Source organism: Cytobacillus oceanisediminis (genome assembly GCF_022811925.1).
GTDB classification, from domain to species: domain Bacteria; phylum Bacillota; class Bacilli; order Bacillales; family Cytobacillaceae; genus Cytobacillus; species Cytobacillus oceanisediminis_D.
In genome coordinates this window covers 896,997-917,395 of record NZ_CP065511.1, presented here as the reverse complement: position 1 = coordinate 917,395, position 20,399 = coordinate 896,997, and the positions used below count along the sequence as shown (strand labels likewise).

At 40.2% G+C, this 20,399-nt stretch carries 20 protein-coding genes; 2 read left to right on the top strand and 18 right to left on the bottom strand.

Annotation, left to right across the window (positions count from 1 at the left end):
- Position 1: 1 nt before the first annotated feature.
- The 6 genes from IRB79_RS04795 to IRB79_RS04770 form a co-directional block, all read right to left on the bottom strand.
- The gene (locus IRB79_RS04795) at positions 2 to 481 is read right to left on the bottom strand and encodes a helical membrane plugin domain-containing protein (protein WP_243507037.1); all 480 of its coding nucleotides are present in this window, start codon (positions 479 to 481) and stop codon (positions 2 to 4) included.
- Positions 481 to 3,429: a formate dehydrogenase subunit alpha gene (gene fdhF, locus IRB79_RS04790; RefSeq protein ID WP_243507036.1), complete on the bottom strand. Its 2,949-nt coding sequence runs from the start codon at positions 3,427 to 3,429 to the stop codon at positions 481 to 483. Before fdhF ends, IRB79_RS04795 begins: the two co-directional genes overlap by 1 nt.
- 276 nt (positions 3,430 to 3,705) lie before the next feature.
- Positions 3,706 to 4,269, bottom strand: coding sequence for a ribonuclease FAU-1 family protein (locus IRB79_RS04785; protein WP_431833424.1), 564 nt, complete (start codon positions 4,267 to 4,269; stop codon positions 3,706 to 3,708).
- Positions 4,270 to 4,297: 28 nt separating this feature from the next.
- The gene (locus IRB79_RS04780; RefSeq protein ID WP_243507034.1) at positions 4,298 to 4,780 is read right to left on the bottom strand and encodes a GNAT family N-acetyltransferase; all 483 of its coding nucleotides are present in this window, start codon (positions 4,778 to 4,780) and stop codon (positions 4,298 to 4,300) included.
- A 141-nt stretch (positions 4,781 to 4,921) separates the two neighbouring features.
- Positions 4,922 to 5,545 (bottom strand): class I SAM-dependent methyltransferase, encoded by a 624-nt coding sequence (locus tag IRB79_RS04775; RefSeq protein ID WP_243507032.1) that lies wholly within the window; start codon positions 5,543 to 5,545, stop codon positions 4,922 to 4,924.
- Positions 5,546 to 5,832: 287 nt separating this feature from the next.
- Entirely contained in the window at positions 5,833 to 6,360 is a 528-nt protein-coding gene (locus IRB79_RS04770; RefSeq protein WP_243507030.1) for a CueP family metal-binding protein, read from the bottom strand.
- Between the two features lie 180 nt (positions 6,361 to 6,540).
- On the opposite strand from IRB79_RS04770, the gene IRB79_RS04765 reads away from it, so the two are divergent.
- Positions 6,541 to 7,494, top strand: coding sequence for an arsenic resistance protein (locus IRB79_RS04765; RefSeq protein WP_243507028.1), 954 nt, complete (start codon positions 6,541 to 6,543; stop codon positions 7,492 to 7,494).
- Positions 7,495 to 7,894: 400 nt separating this feature from the next.
- Positions 7,895 to 8,737: a CBF family alpha/beta fold macrolide esterase gene (locus tag IRB79_RS04760; RefSeq protein WP_243507026.1), complete on the top strand. Its 843-nt coding sequence runs from the start codon at positions 7,895 to 7,897 to the stop codon at positions 8,735 to 8,737.
- Positions 8,738 to 8,980: 243 nt separating this feature from the next.
- On the opposite strand, the gene IRB79_RS04755 is transcribed toward IRB79_RS04760, so the two are convergent.
- From IRB79_RS04755 to IRB79_RS04700, 12 genes are all read right to left on the bottom strand, one after another.
- Complete coding sequence (locus IRB79_RS04755; protein WP_243507024.1) at positions 8,981 to 11,116, bottom strand: heavy metal translocating P-type ATPase; 2,136 nt, start codon at positions 11,114 to 11,116, stop codon at positions 8,981 to 8,983.
- Positions 11,109 to 11,477, bottom strand: coding sequence for an ArsR/SmtB family transcription factor (locus IRB79_RS04750; protein WP_243507022.1), 369 nt, complete (start codon positions 11,475 to 11,477; stop codon positions 11,109 to 11,111). Before IRB79_RS04750 ends, IRB79_RS04755 begins: the two co-directional genes overlap by 8 nt.
- 188 nt (positions 11,478 to 11,665) lie before the next feature.
- Positions 11,666 to 11,959 (bottom strand): antibiotic biosynthesis monooxygenase family protein, encoded by a 294-nt coding sequence (locus tag IRB79_RS04745; RefSeq protein ID WP_243507019.1) that lies wholly within the window; start codon positions 11,957 to 11,959, stop codon positions 11,666 to 11,668.
- Positions 11,960 to 12,169: 210 nt separating this feature from the next.
- Entirely contained in the window at positions 12,170 to 12,628 is a 459-nt protein-coding gene (locus IRB79_RS04740) for a hypothetical protein (protein WP_243507017.1), read from the bottom strand.
- A complete protein-coding gene (locus IRB79_RS04735) occupies positions 12,629 to 13,438 on the bottom strand; it encodes a hypothetical protein (protein ID WP_243507015.1) in 810 nt (269 codons plus the stop codon).
- Positions 13,439 to 13,671: 233 nt separating this feature from the next.
- Entirely contained in the window at positions 13,672 to 14,889 is a 1,218-nt protein-coding gene (locus IRB79_RS04730; protein WP_243507014.1) for an aminotransferase-like domain-containing protein, read from the bottom strand.
- A gap of 49 nt (positions 14,890 to 14,938) precedes the next feature.
- Entirely contained in the window at positions 14,939 to 16,237 is a 1,299-nt protein-coding gene (locus IRB79_RS04725) for an MFS transporter (protein WP_431833408.1), read from the bottom strand.
- Between the two features lie 113 nt (positions 16,238 to 16,350).
- Positions 16,351 to 17,739, bottom strand: coding sequence for an aminotransferase-like domain-containing protein (locus IRB79_RS04720; protein WP_243507010.1), 1,389 nt, complete (start codon positions 17,737 to 17,739; stop codon positions 16,351 to 16,353).
- Between the two features lie 100 nt (positions 17,740 to 17,839).
- Positions 17,840 to 18,295 (bottom strand): VOC family protein, encoded by a 456-nt coding sequence (locus tag IRB79_RS04715; protein ID WP_243507008.1) that lies wholly within the window; start codon positions 18,293 to 18,295, stop codon positions 17,840 to 17,842.
- A 172-nt stretch (positions 18,296 to 18,467) separates the two neighbouring features.
- Complete coding sequence (locus IRB79_RS04710) at positions 18,468 to 19,268, bottom strand: peptidoglycan-binding protein (protein WP_243507007.1); 801 nt, start codon at positions 19,266 to 19,268, stop codon at positions 18,468 to 18,470.
- A 193-nt stretch (positions 19,269 to 19,461) separates the two neighbouring features.
- On the bottom strand, positions 19,462 to 19,845 hold the full coding sequence (locus IRB79_RS04705) for a VOC family protein (RefSeq protein WP_243509232.1): 384 nt from the start codon (positions 19,843 to 19,845) through the stop codon (positions 19,462 to 19,464).
- A gap of 109 nt (positions 19,846 to 19,954) precedes the next feature.
- Positions 19,955 to 20,233 (bottom strand): ArsR/SmtB family transcription factor, encoded by a 279-nt coding sequence (locus IRB79_RS04700; protein WP_243509229.1) that lies wholly within the window; start codon positions 20,231 to 20,233, stop codon positions 19,955 to 19,957.
- Positions 20,234 to 20,399: the final 166 nt, after the last annotated feature.

Sequence of the window (20,399 nt, the reverse complement as noted above, 5' to 3'; positions counted from 1 at the left end):
TCTATTCCTTCATTCCCTCTCCAAGCCCTTTCAAAAAGTTGATGCCGAATCCCATGGCACGGTTCACATCAGGATCCTTCGTAAGTTTTATTAAATCAAATAGACCTACTTTTTGATTCTGCTGAAGTCCCTCTTCTGCTTTTTGAAGACCTTTAGACAAGCCTTCCATCAATATTTTCGTCGTTTCAGGATTTAGCTCCGTCAACAGTCCTGCGACAGCCATTCCATTATTAATGGCGTTTGTGACAGGCGGCCGCAGCATTTGCCCAACCGCAATCTTAGCGATTTTTTCCTTTGCTTCAACTAAACTAGTAACGGCTTCCAGAATTCCGCTCTCATGAAGCTCTTGGAGCAGTTTTATTGCTTCCTGTATGCCATCCGCATTTTGCGTTAAGTCTCTCAGCACTTTTTCAAGAGCCTGGCCTTGCATATCTTTTTCATTTAATATTGGTTCAGCGACTTTGTGTATCGGTTTCGCCATTACTTAATCCCTCCTGTCAGGCCGGCAATGGGCTCATAATCTTCACGTGCCCATTTTCGTTCCACCTGTACACCGAGCTGCGGATTTCGTTTTGCATAACGGGGATTATATAACGGAAGCGGCGTACTGCCTTTTGCCTTTAATATTTCCATTTTTACTTTTGTCTGCTTATAGGCTGGTGTCTGTGTCCGAACATCACCGACACTTCCAGTTAATAGATTGATCGCATTTTCATGACTGACTGAATGCATAGGGACATACAGTTCTTTCCCCTGTACCCGATCGGTTATGATCGTACGAAGCTTTATTGCTCCATACGGGGACACAAGACGTACAAGCGACCCGTCCTTAACACCTCGTTCACGTGCCAGCTCCGGGGAAACTTCCACGAATACCTCAGGCAGTTTATACTGAAGCCCCTTGGATTTATTGGTCATGTTTCCTTCATGGAAATGTTCTAATAGCCGTCCATTATTCAATGTCAGATCGTATTCCAGCGAAAATTCAATAGGCGGAACAAATTCCACCAGGGAAAGACGGGCTTTTCCATCTGGAAAGTTAAACCGTTCCGTATAAAGGAGGGGCTCATCGGTTCCATCTTTTTGTACTGGCCATATTAAGCTGTTCCATCCCTCAAGCCGTTCATACGATACACCTTCAAAAATCGGAGATAAGTCTGCAATTTCATCCATTATTTCGCTTGGATGTCCGTAATTCCAATCAGCCCCCATATATTGCGCGATTTGCTGAATAATCCACCAATCCGGTTTTGATTCACCCAATGGTTCAAGTGCACGATAGAGCCGCTGAATGCGCCGCTCTGTATTGGTAAATGTTCCATCTTTCTCTAGTGACGGAGCCGCCGGCAAGACGACATCTGCAAATTGGGCCGTTTTGGTAAGAAACACATCCTGAACAACAAAGAATTCCAGTTTGCTGAGAGTATCATGCACATGGTTGGAGTTTGAATCGACCCATGCCATATCCTCTCCCATTAGATACATGGCTTTTAAATCGCCCTTCTCCACTGCTTCTAACATTTCAATATTGGTTAGCCCAGGCTTTTCGGAAATTCTGGCGCCATATGCCTGTTCAAACTTCGCCCGGGCCAAATCATCTGCCAGACGCTGATTCCCTGGAAGCCATTGCGGCAGAGTCCCCATATCGCAGGATCCCTGTACATTGTTATGCCCCCTAAGAGGATATGCCCCTGCACCAGGACGGCCAAAGTTCCCTGTTACAAGCAGAAGATTCGCGATCGCAGCGGATGTATGTGATCCTGCTACATTTTGAGTGACTCCCATTCCCCATAAAACGCATGTTCCATCTGCTTCATATATCATTTTAGCTGTTTCAATCAGATGTTCTTTTGAAAGCCCCGTTACTTCCTCCGCATATTCAAGCGTGTATTTTTCAAGGAGTGACAGATACTCACTGTATTGATTTACACGTTTTTCAATAAAGGTTTCATCATGCCAGCCTTGATCGATGATATATTTGGCAACAGCTGTTATCCATACATAATCCGTTCCCTGTTTAGGATGTAGATACAGATCAGATCGCTCAGCCATTTCATGTTTTCGAAGATCTGACACAATCAGCTTCTGGCCATATAATTTCTTTGCACGCTTCACCCGGGTCGCCAGCACAGGGTGGCCTTCAGTTGGGTTTGCACCAATAATGATCACAAGCCCTGCACTCGCAATATCTTTAATCGTGCCGGAGTCGCCTCCATGTCCAACTGTCGCCAGCAATCCATCTGTTGCAGGTGACTGGCAGTATCGAGAACAATTGTCAATGTTGTTTGATTCAAATACCTGGCGGGCTAATTTTTGCATAAGATAAGCGTCTTCATTCGTTGTTTTGGAAGAACTGACAAATCCTAAACCACGCCCTCCATACATTTGTTTGATCGAGCCCAATTTTTCTGCAATCAATGTCAGGGCTTCATCCCAGGAGGCAGGAACAAACTCATCCCCCTTTCGGATTAAAGGGGTTGTAAGACGCTGCTCGCTATTGATAAAATCCCACCCAAACTTTCCTTTAACACAGGTAGAAACACTGTTAACAGGCCCATTTTCAGTCGGCTCGATCTTTAAGATTTCACGGCCCTTTGTCCATACTTCAAATGAACACCCAACTCCGCAAAACGTACAAACGGTTTTGGTTTTCTTTGTGCGGGTATCCCGCATTGCAGCCTCTACTTCTGACAAAGCAAAGATGGTCTTATAGTCGGGTTCGACTTCTTTAATCAGATCTACCATTGGGTTTAATAATTCATTTGGAATAGCAGTCATAAGACCAGCTTCCCCGAGCATTGATTTTTCCATTAGCGCGTTACATGGACAAACCGTTGCACACTGTCCGCAGGATACGCAGGAAGATTCATTTATGGATGAATCTTTATCCCAAATGACACGCGGCATTTTCCGCTCCCAATCAATCGTCAGTGTTTCATTAACCTGTAAATCCTGGCATACTTCCACACAGCGCCCGCAAAGAATACACTGATTCGGATCGTATCGGTAAAAAGGATGTGACATATCCACTTCATATCCTTTTTCCCGGAATGGACGGGTTTGATGTTCAACTTCCAAAAATTCAGCGGTATTATGAACACGGCAATTCCCGTTGTTATTGTCGCAAACCGTACAATAAAGCAAGTGATTCTCCAAGATGCGGTCCATTGCCTCTGATTGTGCCGTTTTGGCCCGTTCTGAGGAAGTCAGGATATTCATTCCTTCCTCCATTTGCGTAGAACAGGCCCTCGCAATTTTCCCATCTATCTCACACATACATGTATCACAAGTCTGTATTGGGCCTAATACCTCTGAATAGCAGATATGCGGGTGCTCTATCCCTTGCTGCAAAAGATAATCAAGGATACGCACTCCCTTTTCCGCCTCACGAACCTCCCCATTAATCTTTACTCTGACTGTTTCTGACAATGTAAACTCCCCTTTTCCCAAAATAAAAAGCCCGCCATAAAATAGTTTTGTGCATGAATATACACAAACTATTTTATGGCGGGCTAATCTCTAAGCAGGTTATCCTACTAGTTATCCATCTCACCATTATACTTTTAAAAAAAGACATAGAGTCAGGCAATTATACATTACGTAACACCCATGAACTTTTATACTGTCATTATAGTGCTTTTTATATTTAATATCAATATCAAATTATTGACCTTAAATCCCCACTGATTTCTGGGATAATGTATTTTACGTGTGCTTATTCACAAACTTCTCCAACAAAGGAATAAATTTCTCATGCGCATAAATGCCTTCAGATTCTGAAATAGTTTGAAGAAGAACTGCCTGTAAAGATTCTGTTAATAAGTTTAAAGACTGCTGGACAGAACCATTCTCAAATTTCTCCAATGACTCAGGCAATTCATCCTCGTCTAAAATATAATATTCTCCATTCGGAAGCACCAATATATCGATTATTAAATCTTCAAAAGATACCATTCTATCGTTTATAAATGTATTTTTTACAATGTTAAAATAGGAGCCTAAATAATTTCCTTTATGATCTCTCCAGAAATATAAATTATATGGGCGATCTTCCCAGTAATAAGCAATTGTATAACTGCCTTTCGGTATGGTTAATTGAGCTTGATTGGCTATCATTGTAAAAGTGTCTTCAATAATATGAAAAAGCACCGCACTTTGATTTCGTACTGTCAACAGCATACAATTATATTCCACGACCTCGGAATCGTATCGTATTTTCCTTTCTATTACTTCAGCCCCATAAAATTGATGTGTTCTTACATTTGTTATAGCTGACCCCCCCTTTTTAATATAAGAACTATTCAGCAAAAATTAAATTCATTATGTACTGTTCTCCAATTGGTCCCATTTTTCTGCTCCCTGTATCCTGAAACCCAACTTTCTCATACAGTTTTTGAGCAGCTATGTTTTTATGATTAACAGCTAATACGATTTCATTACAGTCAGGGAATTCGTCAGCAGCAAATTTTCTTAGTAATAACATAGCCTGTTTTGCATACCCTTGTCCTTGCTTAGCCTGGTTAATGGATAATGAAGTTAGCAGCATCGCCTGCGGATTGTCCGAATAATCTTTTACTCTTTCAGTTGAATGCAGCAAAAAGAAGCCCACTGGTTCTCCATCACAAAGGATAACGATCCGATACTGACCTTCAGTTACTTCTTTATAATTGCCTGGCAGCGAAGTGAATTGAACCTGCTCTTTAGGAAGCTCAAAAGAATTTAAAATATCCATATGTTCAGTAGAGAAATGTCTTAACTCTAAATAATTTGTTTTTTGCATTTATTATTCCTCCTCAGTTCAATAGTAAGGGAGGAACAAATGTTTGTACAGTTGAATTTTATTTCATTTGATGAGGATGCTATCCTTGAGAAAAAATAAGTAATTAAAGGGAAATACAAGCTGCCGTGATGGCAGCTGGCACTATTTTTTCTTGCATTTTATCATGAAGAAGTTTATTGATGGTTTATTTTTCATATCCTTATTTGGCTCGTCAATTTCTGAAATCTCGATCAGGCCGTATTGTCCAAATTCTTGTTTTATGGTGTGAGAATCATAAAAAAACATTTTCACACCTTCCATGATCTCAAAATAGTCTTTATCCAATTGTTTGCCCTTACCAAACATGGGGGCTTTTTTTGAAACAGCTGTAAAAATCATATATCCATTTGGCTTTAACTGATCATAGCAATCTTTAATAAACTTCTCTCTCTCATCCTTATTCAATAAGTGAAGAAGAGCGTGAGAGAATACACCATTGTAAAGTTGGTCATCAAAAGGCATGTCAATTACTGAGCCATGAAAAATTCTGCTGTCAATCCCATTTTGCCTCGCCAGATCAATGGCTGTTTTGGAAATCTCAATACCGGTCACATTTATTCCATTTTCAATAAAAACCTTCGCATTTCTTCCATATCCAATACCGGGCAACAGTATATCCTTAACATTCTTTTCAAGGAAAAAGTCCTTTGTTAAGATAGCGGAATCTGCAGCCTCAAACCCCCACATGGTTTGTTTTTCTATAAAACTTGATTCCCAGAATTCCATAGGTCTCTATCTCCTTTATGTTTTATTTTCATTATGGTGAGTTGATTAACGCCATAAATCCCAATCATAGATATAATGACTCTTTAATAACTATAATCGGTTTTCATTTTATTGTAAATGTAATTCGTTAACAATTAACAGAATATCTTCTTTATTAAACGTTAAGCCTGCTGCTCCTTTGAGTAAACAAAAAAGCCGCCTATTGGCAGCTTGACTTAAATTTATGCATCTTTAGTTGTTAGCAAAGGATTAACAAACCAGGAACCTTCAGGTAACAGAAGGTTCTTTTAAGTTAATTGAATAGTTGTAATACAAGTACCGTCATTCTCAAAAGTTTTAATTTCTGATTCTGATTCTTTTCCATCATACTTAATCCTTATTTGATACGTTTTATCTCTTGGGAGCCATAGATCGAAAAACCCATTAGCCTGGGACTTTACTTTTTCTTTCAAAATGACATTGCCTTCCTCATCTTCAATATATACATCAAACTCTTTCTCAGCTAATTCACCTTGACAACCTGTCAAGCTATGATTAGTTCAAGGATGGGTTTCATTAACGTAAGGTGCAATAGAAACAAAAAATTCTTCTTTTGGCAAATCATAGACTAATTCTTCACCATCCGCTTTTTTTACCATCAGCTGCTGTGAGGTAATCGAAGCAGACTCGCTTTTCACGTTTCCTACACTGTAATCATTCACTAATTCTTTGATGTCTTCAGCCTTTAAAGCAGCCTCATCATTTGAATTGGCTTGTCCACAGCCAGCTAATACAATTGAAATGAGTAAGACAGCCAGAAATATTTTTACCTTCATCTTTTTTCACATCCTTATTCAGTTTCTTCCTTACTGATTATTGCCAAAGTAAACAATAGCAAATAAATATGGAGAAATTGTGGAGAGATGATTTGCGGCACCTGTTGCTGATATAAGCAAATCAAATGTAACTATGCTAAAGTTATTTGTGCATAAATATTTCAGAGGCCGTGAGACAAATTGAACTTAATTGAGAAATTATATACTCTTATAATATTTTTAGCAGTGATTATCGGTATTAGTATAGGGCAAGCAGAGTTAATAAGGTCTAATTCGGAAAATTTTATTATGCCTTTATTAGTAGCAATGCTATATATTACTTTCTTGCAAATTCCTATTGAAGATATCAGGATAGCTTTTAAGAACATAAAATTTACATACACTTCAATCATCATTAACTTTGTCTGGACACCCATCCTGGCATGGCTGCTGGCAATGGTATTTTTAGGCGATAATCCCGCACTATATATTGGGTTTATTATGCTGATGGTTACACCTTGCACTGATTGGTACTTAATCTTTACAGGCATAGCAAAAGGAAATGTAGCCTTATCAACTGCTATCCTGCCTCTAAACTTAATCTTACAGGTCATATTGCTGCCTATTTACCTCCTGATCTTTGGCGGAACGACAGGAGTAATAGAACTGGGGTTTTTAGTTGAAAGTATTTTGGTTGCATTAATCATACCGTTAGTTCTGGCGGTTTTAACCAAGATCCTCTTAAAAAACAAGGATCAGTTAAGAGAAAGCCTTGTATCCAATCTTAGCATATTGCCAATTATTTTTCTAAGCTTGGCCATCGTTGCAATGTTTGCATCACAGGGACAATTATTGCTTAATCATTTAGATTTACTGTGGAAAATAACAATACCTATCCTTTTATTTTTTATCGTTAATCTTTTTGTCAGTCAAAAAGCTGGACAGCTTATGAGATTTCCGAACTCCGACAGAGCCAGTTTAAGCTTGACTACTTTAGCCAGAAATTCCCCGATTGCTTTAGCCATTGCTATGACCGCATTTCCAGATCAGCCTTTGATTGCGTTAACCTTAGTAGTAGGCCCTCTGCTGGAATTGCCTATCCTGGCCGTCATCACCCAGATTTTATTATTTATTACTAAAGAGAAAAGAACATAAAAATCGAAAGCACACATCCCTTCTATTTAAGAATGTGTGCTTTTTTAGATATATTTAACTTGCCTCATTAGTACAAAATAAGGTTGTTAATCTAACCTACATGCGAATATATTAGTTATTCACACCCTTCATATTTTCCCTTCTCTAATCTGCAAATTAGTATGAAAAGTTTCATATCCAGAAAAAACACAGGGAAATTTTAGCTTTTAAGTGCTTAGACATATGTTAAGGTAATAAATATAGGGATGAGTCCCTTGTTAAATAAGATTTAAAAGGAGGCCTCGTCATGATTATCAAGTGGATTCGGCACAGATAATGAACAGGGGCAGGCCAAATATGCTCCGGAAAAAATCTGATTTGCGATATTAGGAACGGTGATAAGATCATACGGAGGTAAAATATGAGTGAACAGATAATGAAAATAAATAAAGTGGATATATGTACAGAGAGCTTTGGAAATTCTAAGGATCCAGCAATTCTTTTGATCATGGGCGCAATGACTTCACTGGACTGGTGGGACGAAGACTTCTGTCTCCGTCTAGCTGATCAGGGGAGATTTGTCATTCGGTACGACCATCGGGATCTGGGACGATCGACCACTTATGAACCTGGGACTTCCAATTATACGATAACAGACTTAGCCGACGATGCGGCTGGTGTACTGGATGCTTATCATATAGAGCAGGCACATATCGTTGGCATGTCCATGGGAGGCTTAACTGGCCAGATTCTAGCGTTAAGATATCCTGACCGTGTACTGACGCTTACGCTCATTGCATCAAGTGTGTTTGGGACTGAGATGGAAAAGCTGCCGCCAATGGATCAGAACATACTGGATTACCACGCGAAGAGCGCTTCCATCGATTGGTCGAATCGGGATGCCGCTATTCCTTATCTCGCGGGCGGATGGAAAACTTTAGCCGGCTCCAAACCTTTCGAGCAGGAAAGAATATATAAACTTGCTGCAAGAGAAGCAGATCGCGCCAAACATCTGCCAAGCAGATTTAACCATGCCATGCTGCAAGGTGGAGACGTATATTTCGATAGAATGGATGAGATCAGCGTACCGGTGCTCATTATTCATGGCACAGAAGACCCAGCCCTCCCATACGAGCACGGGCTTGCTCTTAAGAAAGCCATCCCTCATTCTGAATTAGTGACACTTGATGGAACTGGACACGAGATTCATAGTGAAGACTGGAATCAGATTATAGATTCCGTTGTAAAGCTTAGTTCTAGATAAGAAGAATAAGTTGAAAGAAAATATCCCTTCACGCAAGAAGGCTTGGTTTTAGTTGTATTTACTAGTTTTATTTAAGGTAACATAAGGAAAGTTCAAGCCCAATTTCTCAATGTTATTAACGAGAAATTGGGCTGCTCTTACTTCACAATCAGGCCATTAAAATAGAGCACCCGGTTGTTAAAGTACATAACAAAATATCCCCCCTAGTAAAAGAGCTTCCCATGAAAAGTGGGAAGCCCTAACTTATTTGTCCTTAATTCTGAGAAGACGCAAGCCGTTTAATGTGACAATAAGAGTCGCACCCATATCTGCAAAAATCGCAATCCAAAGCGTTAGCCAGCCTGGAATGACCAGAAGTAATGCGACAAGCTTTATCCCTAATGAAAACGTAATGTTTTGCTTAATAATGCTAAGGGCTTTTCTGCTTAACTTAACGGTAAATGGCAGTTTCCCAAGATCATCTGCCATCAGGGCAATATCCGCTGTTTCAAGAGCGGTATCCGTTCCAGCTCCCCCCATGGCAATCCCAATGGTAGAAGCAGCCAATGCAGGGGCATCATTTACACCGTCACCAACCATTGCCACACGGTCATATTTATTTCTAAGATCTTTTATAAACGTTAATTTATCCTGTGGCAATAATTCAGCTTTAATATCCGATACGCTTACTTGTTCACCAATCGCGTTTGCAGTTCCTTCGTTATCGCCAGTAAGCATAATGGTTTTTTGAATCCCCATAGAATGAAGATTTTCAATAACATTTTTGCTGTTTTCTCTTAACACATCCGCAACGGCAATCAGACCCAATACTTCCTTTGAGGTACCTGCCACCATGACCGTTTTTCCTTGCTTTTGAAGATGGGCAATTGTTGCTTTTAATTCAGCTGGAATTCCATTTGTTAATAGTTCCTCGAACAAATTCGGGCTTCCAACATAATACATCCTATTTTGAAAGATCCCTTTAATTCCTTTTCCCATAATGGAGGAAAAGTCTTCAATACTGATATCCTGGTAGGGCGCATTTTCTTCTTCCGCCTTTTTCATAATAGCTGATGCCAGTGGATGCTGTGATCCTTTTTCCAATGCGGCAACAATGGACAGAAGCTCATTAGAATTGGCATTGGATTGCGGCAGGTAATCCGTTACCATGGGGATCCCTTTTGTTAGTGTTCCCGTTTTGTCAAAGGCAATGGCTTTGATTGCCCCCATCTCTTCTAAATGAATACCGCCTTTGATCAGTACGCCATTTTTTGCGGCATTCCCAATCGCAGTTACAATCGCAACAGGAGTAGAGATGACGAGCGCACAAGGGCACCCAACCACAAGCGCAGCTAATCCCTGGTAAATCCACGTATCCCAATCAGCTCCAAAAAACAGCGGAGGAACAACGGCCACACCTAAGGCGATAAGCATGATGAGCGGCGTATAGTATTTAGCAAATTTGTCGACAAAGGCTTGTGAAGGTGCTCGCTCAGCCTGAGCCTCTTCCACCAAGTGGATGATCTTCGCAATTGTCGTATCATCTACATGTTTCGTCACTTTAACCTCAAGCAGTCCCTCTTCATTCAATGTCCCTGCAAAGACTTCATCTTCAGCCGTTTTAGCAACAGGGACAGATTCCCCCGTAATAGCAGCTTGATTGACGGAAGACAAGCCCTTTACTACGATGCCATCCATCGCGATTTTTTGCCCTGGCTTGACAATCATAATGTCGCCAAGCTGAATGTCCTCCACCTCAACCATCATTTCTTTGTTCCCTCTTCGGATTAAGGCTTCCCGTGGAGCTATATCCATTAAGGAACGGATCGATTGACGAGCTTTATCCATGGAATACGTTTCAAGAGCTTCACTAATCGCAAATAGGATGACGACGGTTGCTCCTTCGCCCCATTCCCCAATAAAGGCAGCACCAATGACGGCAATCGTCATAAGTGTTCTCATATCAAACTGAAGGCGAATTAAATTTTTCAGCCCTGTTGTGAAAAGGCGATAACCGCCAATTACCATAGAGGCACCATACGCTAGAATCGAAAAAATGCTCTCTTCTCCATTCAGCTGCCCGGCAAACCAGCCAATTATGAGGAGGACAAGGGAGGCAATGACAGTCGCATGTTTTTTCAGAAAAGGTTCTTTCTTCTCTTCAAATCGCTCCTTTTCAGGGATAACTTTTAAATTTTCAAAAGCTCCGGCCTTTTCTAGTTCTTCAATGGTTGCTTCTCCATAAACCGTCAGCTTTGATGCACCGAAATTTATATTTGCATCAGAAACACCATCCAGGTGTTTTACGTTCTTTTCGAACTTTGCAGCACAGCCTGCTCAGGAAAAACCCTGTACACGATAGACATTTTTTTCATCTGATTTCGCTAAAGCCTCACTCATAGTGCTCCACCTCCTTTTGATGTGTTAAGGCAATTTGAATCAGCTGTTTGACATGATCATCATCGAGCGAATAAAAGACTAATTTGCCTTCCTTCCGGTATTTCGCCAAGCCCATATTTCGAAGAAGACGTAAGTGGTGAGAAGCCGTTGCCGTAGTGCACCCAACAATATTGGCTACATCACAGACACATAATTCTTCTTCTTCACATAGGGAAAAGGCAATCTTAACCCTAGTGTCATCAGATAACGCTTTAAATATTTGGGCAACAGCAGAGGTATTCTGATGGGAGACAGATTCTTTCACACGCCTTACTTTCTCTTCATCGACGCAGGTTACTTCACAAACATCATCGTGCTTCAAAAGAAGCCACCTCCTTAATCAAACGATCATTTGACTATTAGTATATGCATCTTTTTTTGAATAGTCAAACATTCATTTGATTATTAGGAAGATATTTTCTTGTCATAAAAAATGAGTACCTAAAAGCAAAAAATGATTCATCCAAATTGAAGGATGAACCATTAATAGAAAAATGACTAAAACACCAATTAAAGAGGAACGTTTTCAAAATGTTCAACTTCAGGAAATGGATCATAGAAATGGTGCAGCTGTTTTTTCCAATCTTGATACTCTATCGATTGTCTAAACCCAATTGTATGGTCCTCCAATGATTCCCACTTCACCAGCAATAAATATTTACCCCTAACTTCCATACATCGCTGAAGCTCGTGAAATATGTAACCTTTCATAGAAGAAATAATTTTTGATGCTTCACGAAATGCTTCTTCATATTCCTCCTCCATACCCTGCTTAACTTGTAACATTACTGCTTCTAGTATCATGTGAAATCCCCTTTCCTTATTTCCCCATTTACTAAATGTTCCCTATTATTAGTTTAAGTACATGTATTCACAATCTCTTTCCCCGAAATACAATGCTTCTCTAGAGAACCGCCTGGTTAGATAACTTTTGCAACTATGCTGTTCCTTTACTTTAATAAACAGTAAGTCCCATTCCTGATGTATTACTTTATGTTAACTGAACAAGAACAATTACTCTACTCTTGCTACTCCTAATGCTAAGTATTCCCACAGCACATCTTCAACTTTCTCAGCCAATTCCTTCTGACATTCTATAACTAAAACTACTTCAGACTTTTTTCCTTTTACTACCCTATTTCTTTTATGTACAACTTTAAAAATGATGTAGTCGATAATAAAGCCAAGTATAAAGCCAGTTGCCGCACCAATTAGCCCCCAATAAATGGGACCCCATTCTAAAATAAACCCTACACTTGCTCCAATAACAGAAAAAGCCGTTCCAATCGCTGCTCCCTTATCAAAAAGACTAATGCCGTCTGCCCGATGAAGTGTATCAAATAATCTCCTTTCCTCTACTCTGTTAATAAGGGGAACAGCAAGAATACTCTCTTTCTTCACACCCTCTTTTTCCAAAGCTGTGATTGCTAATTCAAGATAGGAGGAATGCTCAAAGGTTGAGATTATCTGCAATCATTTCACCTCATCCACTGAAACGGGAATTTTCACTCGATACTGCTGGTAATTTTCCTTTAGATATTTTCGTTGTTCACTTTCAAATAGTTTATTATTTTCAACTGTATTAACGTATGAATCATATATAGAAAACCCGTAAAGAGAAGGAATAAAAAGAAACCATTGCGGATTAATGACTTGTGTTGCTTGACTAATCTCTCCTATGAAAAGAAAATGAATGGCCACAAGAATTTTTGAAAAATAGACAAAAACAATCATAAAAATCATTGTAAAAATCGCAGCCACAACTCTATGGATATATAATTGCCCTAACCCAGGAGTAAAAACAGACCATACTATTGCGTTTAGTGGTCTTCTTTTATCTAAATAATTTATCTCTAAGGCACCAATGATATATGAATTGAAATCCGCATTTTCTCGTTCAGCTAATAGGAATACTCTATTCAAATCTACAGTTGTTCGATAACTATCCCAAATCGCGAAAATGTAAACAGGAATATACATAAGTGTCCACCTTGGGTCAAGAACGTCTTTTGCCATTTCAATATTCCCAGTAAAAGATAAAACCAGCGCTTGGTTTATGTGGGCCATATTATTTACAAAAATCTCCCAAATAAACAAGGCATAACCTCTAAGATATTTAGACAAAAGAAGATGACCAAATCCAGGAAATGCCGCCGACCACCATGCAATAATATAGGGATTTCGCAGATGAAGTTGAGTTGTTCCAAGGGTGCTAACGTGAGCTTTATACCTCCGTGCTCTTTGGGTAGGGTTTATTGGATTGATCGGTTCAAAATTTCGCATAAATGTATCCTCAACTTTTTATATGTTAAGGATACCTTTTGGAAAATTTGGCAATTTTATTCGTATATACGCTAAATTTAGTGTTTTAACACTTATACCACACGATTTTTTAGTCGGTATTGTTGAGGTGAAATTGTTAGATTGATCTCTGGTTGTAGCGTATCCCCGCCAATAGCCATCAAAGGAAATGTATGATTCATATAAAATTGGATCACTTTGGCTGTTTTCCTCGGTCAGACTGTCAATGAATCATAAAAAGAGTTGTTTATTTCTAACTCCTGATGCAATACTTCTCCCATACGCTTCATCCCTTCAATGATTTTCTCTTTAGACATATTGGAGTAATTTAAACGCAATGTATTTGTTTGTGTGCCATTTGGAAAAAAGGGAGCACCAGGTACACAAGCAACATTGTTTTTCAGGCACTCTGTGAATATATGCGCTGAATCAATGCCCTCCGGAAGCTCAACCCAAATAAATAATCCGCCTTCCGGCTTACTGTAAGATAAATTATTTGGGAAAAATTCTTCAATGCAGGATAACATAGCTGTGCATCTTTCTTTATAAACAGCTTTTATTTTATTTATGTGCTCTTCGATATCGTAAAGCTCCATATATTTTGCCGTAATTCTTTGAGCAAAGCTATCCGTGTGCAAGTCAGCTGTTTGCTTAAAAGCAACATACTTATCAATGAAAGTTTCGTCCGCACAAATCCAGCCAAGCCGAAGACCGGGAGTGAAAATTTTAGAGAAAGTGCTTAAATAAATGACTCTGCCTTCTGTGTCAAAATGTTTCACAGGCGGGAGTTCCACTCCAGCAAATCTTACAGCTCCATAGGGATTATCCTCTACAATCAGCACATCATATTGATTAGCAAGCTCAATCATTCTTTTTCGTCTTTCGAGTTTTAAGGTGCGGCCAGTAGGGTTTTGGAAATCAGGAATTGTATAAATAAATTTTGCATCAGGATGCTCTTGCAGCTTTTGCTCCAGCTCTTCCATCACCATTCCATCATCATCCATTGCTACTTCAATAAATTGGGCCTTATATGACTTGAATACATTAATGGCTGCAAGATAGGTCGGGCTTTCGCAAATAATAGCATCTCCCTCATTGATAAATAATCTTCCCGTCAGGTCGATTGCCTGCTGGGATCCTGATGTAATAAGAACATTTTCAAAGCTGGAGTCAATCCCAGCCATTTTCATTCTCTGACAAATAGCTTCTCTCAAAGGAATATATCCTTCAGTCGTACTATATTGAAGGGCAGCCGCACCTTCTTCATTCAATACAGCATTGCATACATCCTTTAGAGCTTCTACAGGAAACAGCTCTGGAGCTGGCAAACCTCCCGCAAAAGAGATAACTTCTGGTCTTTCTGTTACTTTTAATATTTCACGTGTCTCGGAAGATGTTACAAAGCGAGCTCTCTCAGCAAATTTATGTTCCATTTATATACATTCCTTTTATAATTTTTTAGTTAATTACGATACTGAAAATTCAGTTAGTTCTGCTTATACCTTTCTCTTTTTGATGGATACCTGCCCATATCACAATGGGAATAAGCAGTAATGAAAGGACAGCACCTGAAATGGAAAGGGCTGCATAACTGGAATATGCTACAACTATTCCGGATAATCCTCCTCCTAATGCTCCTGACAAAGCAATCCATACATCGATAGAACCCTGCGTTTTAGCCCGAGTAGAAGCGTGAGTTGAATCTACCAGAATGGCCGTGCCGCTAATTAATCCAAAATTCCATCCAAGCCCAAGTAAAACAAGGGCTATATTGAGTACGGCCATTGAATCAGCAGGTCCAGTTGCAGCCAGAATGCCAGAAGCAAGCAGCGTAACAGCAGAAGCAATAGCCATAGCAGCACGGCCAATTTTATCAACAAGGAAGCCAGTTACTAACGAAGGCAAAAACATCGCACCTATATGAAATCCAATGACAAGCCCTACTTCATTTAAAGCATGTCCATGGTGTCCCATATGTATGGGGGTCATCGTCATAATGGCCATCATCACAAATTGAGTTAAAACCATTACGGCAGCCCCTGCAAAAATGCCTCGCCTGTTTATCGATGCCAAATTTGAACTTTTCACTAAATGATTGGTTTTACTTTGTGCCTCTGATATTGCTTTTGCCACAATAAAGGGATCAGGACGAAGGAAAATAAATAGAACGAATCCAGCAAGTATATACGCCGCAGCCGCTAATAAAAAGGGACCGGCTAAAGCAGGAATTCCTATGGATATGGAAAACTCCCCCATTACATCCACCAGGTTAGGTCCTGCGACAGCACCGAATGTAGTGGAAACCATGGCCATGCTAATAGCCTTTGCCCTTTGTTTTGGGTTTGCCAGGTCAGTTCCAGCGTAGCGTGCCTGTAAGTTTGTAGCCGTTCCAGCCCCGTAGATGAGCAGTGAAATAAACAAAAGCAGAATGTTGTTTGTTAATGCTGAAATCACTACTCCAATGGCGCCGATGCCTCCAGCCATAAATCCTGCCGCAAGTCCAGGACGGCGTCCAAATCGCTGTGAAAGACGGCCCACCAGCAGCGCAGCCCCCGCTGATCCAAAAGTAAATAACGCCGTCGGAATTCCCGTTACACTATCTGTACCCAGCATGTTTTGCGCTAGAAGTGCCCCTACTGTTATCCCTGCTGCAAGTCCTGCTCCTCCAAAAATCTGGGATATGACAATGACAATTAATGTTCTTTTGTATAATTGCTGCTGTTTTTCTGAAGAATTTATATAGCTTTGCAGCCAAGCAGATTGGACGTCTAACGGTAACAAAAGCTCACCTCCCTTTCTAGAACGCTCTATTTTCATAATATTCCAACTAGATTTAAATCATCTTAACACGCGCAAAAAAACCATACAATATTATAATTGTATGGCGAACAATATTAGCTAAGATTGTTTAGCAGGCGTTTAAGGATAATCAAACCTCTCTCAAGCTCTTCAAGCGTTTCCGGTGTACATACAGAAACTCTAACAGCCCTCTCCGGACAACTGTTTCCAACTACAAAGCGTTCAGCTGCAAACACTTGTACCCCTTGCTGTTTAGCTAACGTTTCAAATTCAGCACCTGTAATCTTGCCTGGCAATAGCAGCCAGCGAAAGATGCCTGTTTCAGCACCTAAACACGTAAAGTCTGCCAAATATCGGTTTACAAGTTGGTTTCTGCGGATAGTCTGCTCCTGATGACCCTCAATTAAGACTTCAAATTGATTTGATACAATCGTACGTGCTGCCAGTTCTGCCAGTAATGGGGAAACGGATACATTTAAATTATAAAGTGCCTTTGAAATTGGCTCTTTGAATTGACTCGGCACTGCTGCATAGGCCAGCCGCAGACCCGGTGCAAATGTTTTAGATAGACTTGCAATATAGATAACCTGATCTGGTGCAAACGATGCGACTGCCGGCAATGGTTCTTTGTTGAGAAGATGGTACGATGCATCTTCGATAATGAACTGATTATACTTTTTGGCAATGGCTGCGATCATTTTTCGATTCTCGACCGACATAAAGGAAGCTGTCGGATTATGATAATCCGGAATCAAGTAAATGCCTTTAATATTTTCATTTTTACACGCATATTCAAAAGACGCTGGACTCATTTCATAATTCTCTGTTTTTATTGGCACCAGCTGCACACTAAGCATCGCTGCAGCCGTTTTTAAACCAGGGTATGTATGCTGGTCAACTCCAATGCGCTCTCCAGGCTTACAAAGACTTGCCAGTGCAGCAGCAATAGCATTTTGACCACCATTCGCAAATAAAATGTGATCAACGGTTGTTTCTAACCCGCCTCTGCGGATAAGCTTAACCGCTGCATCCTTTTGCCAATGGCTTTCGCCTGCCCGGCCATAACCAAACCATTTTTCATAATCGGTCTCTTGCAGCATACTTTTCAGCTGGAGCATCAGCGGCTCGAAAGAAGCATTATCCGGAAGTGTCGCTCCCATTTCAATTAAATGCTTCGGCTTTGTATCTTCAAGTAAATAAGCATTCGATAGAGCATCATAGGACACAAATGTGCCGCTTCCAACCGTTGCACTTAATAAGCCCTTTAACTCACACACTTTAAATGCTTTTGAAATGGTGCTCACATTTAAATCTAAATAATCGGCCAATTCCCGCTGTGGAGGAAGTTTCGTTCCAGGCAATAAAACTCCGTTTAAAATATCCTGTTCCAATTGCCCTGCCAGTGCTTGAAAAATGGGCTTTTCTGTTTTATCGATGGATGGCTTCCAGGTCATAGGATAGTTTTCAAAAGAATTAATCGGCATGATACGCATCCTTTTTTGTACAAGTTTTCAATGAAGCTGTATCTATAATTATAACCTTTGTTCAACTACCCCGCCCCTTTCATTGATCAAAGAAAAAACTTTAGTTTTTATTCTTCAAATACTTTTCCCAATCACTTAAATACATCTTTGGCTTATCTTCAGGCTCAGATGATAATTTACAGATAAATTCTAATGAATTTCCATCTGGGTCATGAAAATAGACCATAGCATGTGTCTGGTCTGGCATTACAATGGGTTCAAGAGGTTTAAAGCCGAATTCTTCACGCATTTCAATGCCGCGCTTTTCCAGCCACGTTTTGGCATTCTTTAGATCTTCTAAATCTACTCTAAATGCAATATGTCTGATGGATGGATGATAAGTTATTTTCGCCTGTTCACATTCCCATAATCCAAGCCAGCTTTCATTCTTAACGATCCAAAAAAATGCTGTTTTTTCGTATTTTATTGCTAATTCCAACCCCAAGCCCTTGTAAAATTCAATCGACTTACTGATATTACTTACTGGTAAATGTGCTTCATACAGTCCTTTAATCATTTTTTAACCTCATTCCCTAATTTTCTTAGCATTAATATATCAGTAACGGAGCCATATTCCGTCCACAATATGGATGAAGTCTTATACTTCTTTATATGTATTTGCCTTCCTCTATTTAGGGATTTCCAAAACAAAAAAGCTGCCCCGCATGAATGTGCGAGCCAGCCCATACCTATTCGATTACTTCCACACGTACGCTTTTCCGGCCCCATTGAAGGGCATCGCTGCGGTTAGGAATGAACACATCGATTGAACTTCCATTTATGCCGCCGCCTATGTCCGCTGCTATCGCAACTCCATAGCCTTCTACTTTCACGATAGATCCAAGCGGAATGACACTGGGATCGACAGCAATCACTTTCGCATCAGGGTACTTTTTCAAATCCAGGCCCATCCGTGTCACACCTGAACAGCCCTCACAATCTGCCGTGTACGCTGTGCTTTCCACAGTTAAAGTTTTACCGGCAGCTGTGCCGCGCTTGGCCTTTCGATCCAGCTCTGTTCTTGTCTTCGGACCGGCAATTCCGTCTGCAGTCAGTCCTTGCTGTTTTTGAAAGCTCTTGACAGCGCTCAATGTGCCATTTCCATAAATACCATCTAAATTAGATTTATAGTGACCTGTTTGTTTCAATTGATATTGAATTTGAATGACTTGCTTCCCAATATCTCCATATCTCAGCACTTTTAACGCATGGCTTGTTTGCGGTCCTGCAATTCCATCAACCTTCAGATTGCGCTTACGCTGAAAGTCCTTGACGGCTTCCACCGTGATAGATCCATAGTATCCTGTCGATGTATGGTACGGGAAAACCCCTTTCGTCATAAGGTAATCCTGCAATTCGGCCACATCTGACCCTGATGATCCATTGGCAAGTGTCCGATCCCCGAACGCCGCTTCTGTAAATGAAGGAGCCGCAAGCATGAGAACTCCAGCCGCAAGAACCATCAGCATGTTTCTAAATCTCTTTAACATAAAAAATCCTCCCCAATTTCTTTTTACATAAAAGAATTCGAGAGGAAATGACATTATTCGTGTGTTGAAAGCAGAATCACAACGTTCGGCCCTCTATCATCCATTATCTTGAAATAATGTGTTCTATTTTGTCTGCGTATATATTACGCAACATAATGAGAAAATAGAACCCCCAAAAATGCCCTTTACTGAGCTACTTCTGCGCAATTTGAATAAGGTTGCCGCATGTATCATCGAAGACAGCCAATGTGACATCACCCATTACTGTCGGCTCAATAGTAAACTTCACTCCGAGTTTTATTAATCGGTTATACTCTTCGTGAACATCAGCAACGCCAAACATTGTGGCCGGGATTCCTTCGGCAAATATCTTCATTTGATATTCTTTGGCGGCCGGATGTTCATTCGGTTCCAGCAAAAGCTCCGTACCGTCTTGATCTTCTGGAGAAACAAGGGCGATCCACCTGTGTTCTCCGACGGGGATGTCATGCTTTTTTACAAACCCCAGCGTTTCTGTGTAAAATTTCAATGCATTATCTTGATCCTGGACGAAGACACTGGTAACAATAACTTTCATCATGTTTTTGCCTCCTTTGATATTTGTAACGCATGATTCTGTACTAACAATCTGGCTGCCAGCAAAACCAGCCCACACATTTGTTAATTCCTATTCCGATTTTATAAAATTACTCTACCCATCCTTTCAGCAAATTTTTAAGCGGCTTGTTATTAAAAATAATTACGCGATATTTTCCCTTTCGTTCGGAATTTATGAGCTCTGCTTCTTCTAATACAGAAAGGTGTTTAGCTATTGCCTGCCGCGAAATGGAAAGGCCGTGCTTCATAATGAGACGAGCCGTCAGTTCATACAGCGTCATCTCTTTGCGTTCAGACAGTTCGTCTAAAATAAGCCGCCGAGTCGAATCACCAAGTGCTTTGAATATAGCCTCTTTGTCCCAATTCATATATTGATTATAAGCAACCATACGGTTACTTGTCAACACAGGCAACTTTATGGTTGCCTAATGGAGGTGCCTTATCAATCGCGGCATCAAGCACCAAGAAAGAACCTGCATAATTACTCTAAAGGTTTAATCCCAAAGAAATGTATACCTAATTCTGTATTAGTAA

Bases quoted from the DNA above. Each gene is read 5' to 3' on its own strand.
- IRB79_RS04700 (WP_243509229.1), bottom strand. From the start codon at position 20,233: ATGAATTGGGACAAAGAGGCTATATTCAAAGCACTTGGTGATTCGACT.
- IRB79_RS04735 (WP_243507015.1), bottom strand. From the start codon at position 13,438: ATGCGAAATTTTGAACCGATCAATCCAATAAACCCTACCCAAAGAGCA.
- IRB79_RS04720 (WP_243507010.1), bottom strand. From the start codon at position 17,739: ATGCCGATTAATTCTTTTGAAAACTATCCTATGACCTGGAAGCCATCC.
- IRB79_RS04795 (WP_243507037.1), bottom strand. From the start codon at position 481: ATGGCGAAACCGATACACAAAGTCGCTGAACCAATATTAAATGAAAAA.
- IRB79_RS04745 (WP_243507019.1), bottom strand. From the start codon at position 11,959: ATGATACTAGAAGCAGTAATGTTACAAGTTAAGCAGGGTATGGAGGAG.
- IRB79_RS04780 (WP_243507034.1), bottom strand. From the start codon at position 4,780: ATGCAAAAAACAAATTATTTAGAGTTAAGACATTTCTCTACTGAACAT.
- IRB79_RS04705 (WP_243509232.1), bottom strand. From the start codon at position 19,845: ATGAAAGTTATTGTTACCAGTGTCTTCGTCCAGGATCAAGATAATGCA.
- IRB79_RS04715 (WP_243507008.1), bottom strand. From the start codon at position 18,295: ATGATTAAAGGACTGTATGAAGCACATTTACCAGTAAGTAATATCAGT.
- IRB79_RS04775 (WP_243507032.1), bottom strand. From the start codon at position 5,545: ATGGAATTCTGGGAATCAAGTTTTATAGAAAAACAAACCATGTGGGGG.
- IRB79_RS04730 (WP_243507014.1), bottom strand. From the start codon at position 14,889: ATGGAACATAAATTTGCTGAGAGAGCTCGCTTTGTAACATCTTCCGAG.
- IRB79_RS04760 (WP_243507026.1), top strand. From the start codon at position 7,895: ATGAGTGAACAGATAATGAAAATAAATAAAGTGGATATATGTACAGAG.
- IRB79_RS04710 (WP_243507007.1), bottom strand. From the start codon at position 19,268: ATGTTAAAGAGATTTAGAAACATGCTGATGGTTCTTGCGGCTGGAGTT.